Origin of the sequence: Dactylosporangium sp. NPDC000555, from assembly GCF_040300025.1 — a bacterium.
Taxonomy (GTDB): Bacteria; Actinomycetota; Actinomycetes; order Mycobacteriales; family Micromonosporaceae; genus Dactylosporangium.
Genome location: NZ_JBEPDB010000188.1, coordinates 1 through 3,174 on the forward strand (window position 1 = coordinate 1; position 3,174 = coordinate 3,174).

Genomic DNA, 3,174 nt, shown 5'->3' on the forward strand with positions numbered 1-3,174 from the left:
CTGCGGCTGGACCGGGTGTCCTCTGTGGACGACGTACTACTCAACACCGCAGGCGCCGGGCTGGCCGCGCTGACGGCGCGCCGCTGGTGGCGCGCGCTACCAGCGCTCAGCGCCACACGGGCGGGGTGCCGGTGTCGATGAGCTTCCAGTCCCCGTTGTCGTACAGGACGTTGTCGTAGTAGAAGACCGTTGCCGGCAGGAGGTCGGGCGTTGTGAAGGCGGCCCTCGCGGCCTCGTGCAGGACACGGTTCGGCACGCCCCAGGCGTCGTGGGCCAAGGCCGCGACGTAGGACAGGGCGTGGTGGCCCATGAAACTGTCGTACGTCAGGCTGAACACCTCGTCGGCGGCCAGCGGGACGTCGCGGGGGATGACGTTCGCCGGGGGCAGGTCGCCGGGCAGGGACGCGGCCGCGCGCAGCGAGCTGTCGACGTAGATCGCGCAGTCGCGGTACAACACCTTGGTCCGGTGTGTCGCCAGGTCGAAGGCGAACAGGGTGTTCTGGCCGTGCGTCTCCAGGGGGCAGCCCGTCGCGCGGGCGGCCTCGCACCACAGGCGGACCATCGGCACGATGACGCGCCCGGCCACGAACTCGGCCGGGTCCTCGCCGGACGCCGCGACCAGCTGCTCCAGCAGCGTCGGGTCGCCGGGGGCGTGCAGGTCCCGGCCGTAGAGGGCGAACAGCGGCACCGTCACCGGCGGGGCCTGCCGCAGCGGCCGCGCCGAACGGACCAGGAACCCCCACGCGTCCTCGCCCAGGCCGGGGTCGAACCAGCCGCCGCCGACCTCCGGCAGGACCGGCAGGCCGGCCCGGACCAGGTCGTCGGACACCCACAGCTGCAGCTCGATCACCGGTCGGCGCAGCCGGCGGGTGAACCGCGACAGGCGCCGCGGGTAGTGCAGCTTCACGAAGTGCGGCTCGACCGGGCGGCCGGCCACGGCGGTCACGAAGACCGTGCGGGCGTTCGCCGACGGCACCACCGTCAGCGACGGGCCGGGGGCGCACCGCGACAGCTCGCCGGCGCCGAGGAGGTCGGGGCTGTCCAGGGTGTTCGGGTGTACGGGCAGCAGGACCGCGTCGTCGCCGGCGTACAGCTCGTGCAGGGCGGACGGGATCGCGGCGCGGCGGTAGGCGCCGAGCCCGGCCGGGACGCGGAACGTCGGGAGCTCGAACGTCGTCGTTCCCCGCTGCGGGTGGTATTCCTCGGCGATGTCGAGGTCCGCGGCGTAGGGGCTGTACGTGCGGGTCCCCACCCCGAGATACCGTTCCGCGTACTGCCACAACGCGATCGGGTCGCGGGCGTCGATGAGGCGCATCGCGGGAAGCCTACTGCGCGTACCGGCCGAACCTGAACGGAGAGCCGTGTCACCTGCCCCACGTGTCGTGCGCGCGGCGCTGCGCGGGCCGCGGCCCGTCTACATCTACGACCTGCCGACGGTGCGGGCCCGCATCGCCGAGCTGCGCGCGGCGCTGCCGGAGGGCGTCCTGGTCGCGTACGCGATGAAGGCCAACGGTCACCCGGCGGTGGTCCGGGCCGCGCTGGAGGCCGGTGACGGTCTCGAGGTCGCCTCCGGCGGGGAGCTCGCCGCCGCGGTCGAGGCCGGGTCGGGGTTCACGCTGCTGAGCGGGCCCGCCAAGACCGACGACGACCTGCGCGCCGCCGTCGCGGCCGGGGCGGTGATCAACGTGGAGAGCCCGCACGAGCTGCGCCGGCTCGCCGCCGTGGCCGGGCCGGCCCGGATCTGCCTGCGGGTCAACCGGGCCCACGCGGCGCTGCCGGGCTCGCACCGCATGTCGGGGGCGCCGACCCAGTTCGGGATGGCCGAGGAGCACCTCGCGGCGGCCGCCGCGCTGGCCCGCCGCGACGGGCACGAGCTGCTCGGCTTCCACCTGCACGCGGTGTCGAACAACCTCGACGCCGTCGCGCACGCCGCGTTCATCCGCGACTGCGTCGCGTGGTCCCTGCGGGCGGCGCGGGACCTCGGCGTCGACGGGCCGCTGATCAACGCCGGGGGCGGATTCGGCGTCGACGTCACCGGCGCCGCCGCGTTCGACCTCGGGGCGCTCGCCGACGGGCTGCGCGACCTTACGCTCGATCGTGGGGCGCGGCTGGTCGTCGAGCCCGGGCGGTACGTCGCGGCGCCGGCCGGCTGGTACGCCGCCGAGGTCGTCGACGTCAAACGCAGCCATGGGCGGTGGTTCGCCGTGGTCCGCGGCGGCACCCACCATTTCCGGCTGCCGGCGTCGTGGGGCTACAGCCATCCGTTCACGGTCCTGCCGGTCGAGGACTGGCCGTACGGGTTCGAACGGCCCGGCGTGACCGGCGCGGCGGTCACGGTCGCGGGGGAGCAGTGCAACCCCCGCGACGTGCTGGCCGCCGACGTGCCGGTCGAACGCGTACGGGCCGGGGACGTGGTGCTGCTGGCCGGCACCGGCGCGTACGGCTGGGAGGTCGCCCACCACGACTTCCTGCGCCTGGCCCACCCGGCCTTCACGATCCTGGACGAGCCCCCGGAGGAGTCCCCGGACCAGTTCCTGGCCTGAACGCCGCACGTACCACCCGCAACGCCTGGCGGCGGGCGTCGCCGGTGAGCGTGTCGACGTACAGCACGCCGTCGAGGTGGTCGGTCTCGTGCTGCAGCGCCCGGGCGAGCAGGCCCGTGCCGGTCACCGTGACCGGCTCGCCGTGCTCGTCGAAGCCCTCCGCGGTGACCCGCATCGCCCGCGGTGTCGGGAACGCCAGCCCCGGGATCGACAGGCAGCCCTCGTCGCCGTCCTGCAGCCCGGACCGGGCGGTGATCCGCGGGTTGACCAGGTGGCCGAGGGTCTTGTTCGCGCCGTAGGAGAACACCCGGGCGGCGATGCCGATCTGCGGCGCGGCGACCCCGGCCCGGCCCGGCTCGCCGGTCAGCGTGTCGAGCAGGTCGCGGACCAGCGCCCGCAGCTCGGCGTCGAACGAGGTCACCGTCTCGGCGGGGGTCCGCAGCACCGGGTCGCCGAGCACGCGGATGGGTCGGATCGTCACGGTCCGACAGTACGCGGCGCGCTCAGCGCTGGATCGGGTTCGGCACCCGGCACCAGCGGTCCGCGAGCGGGTCGGCGGCCAGCCGCATGGCCGCCGTCGCCTTCAGCGGCCATGCGGGCCCGAACAGTGCCGCCGCGTCGTCCGGGCCGG

3 protein-coding genes are annotated in these 3,174 nt (G+C 74.9%); 1 reads left to right on the forward strand and 2 read right to left on the reverse strand.

The window, feature by feature from the left end; translation table 11 throughout:
- Positions 1–106: 106 nt before the first annotated feature.
- Positions 107–1,315: a ferric iron reductase gene (locus ABT297_RS42820; protein WP_350559900.1), complete on the reverse strand. Its 1,209-nt coding sequence runs from the start codon at positions 1,313–1,315 to the stop codon at positions 107–109.
- A 46-nt stretch (positions 1,316–1,361) separates the two neighbouring features.
- On the opposite strand from ABT297_RS42820, the gene ABT297_RS42825 reads away from it, so the two are divergent.
- Positions 1,362–2,543 carry an alanine racemase gene (locus ABT297_RS42825; protein WP_350559903.1) on the forward strand — a complete coding sequence of 394 codons (1,182 nt, stop codon included), beginning with the start codon at positions 1,362–1,364 and terminating at the stop codon, positions 2,541–2,543.
- Here ABT297_RS42825 and def read toward each other — a convergent pair.
- Complete coding sequence (gene def, locus ABT297_RS42830; RefSeq protein WP_350559906.1) at positions 2,491–3,024, reverse strand: peptide deformylase; 534 nt, start codon at positions 3,022–3,024, stop codon at positions 2,491–2,493. The genes ABT297_RS42825 and def overlap by 53 nt on opposite strands.
- Positions 3,025–3,174 lie beyond the last annotated feature (150 nt).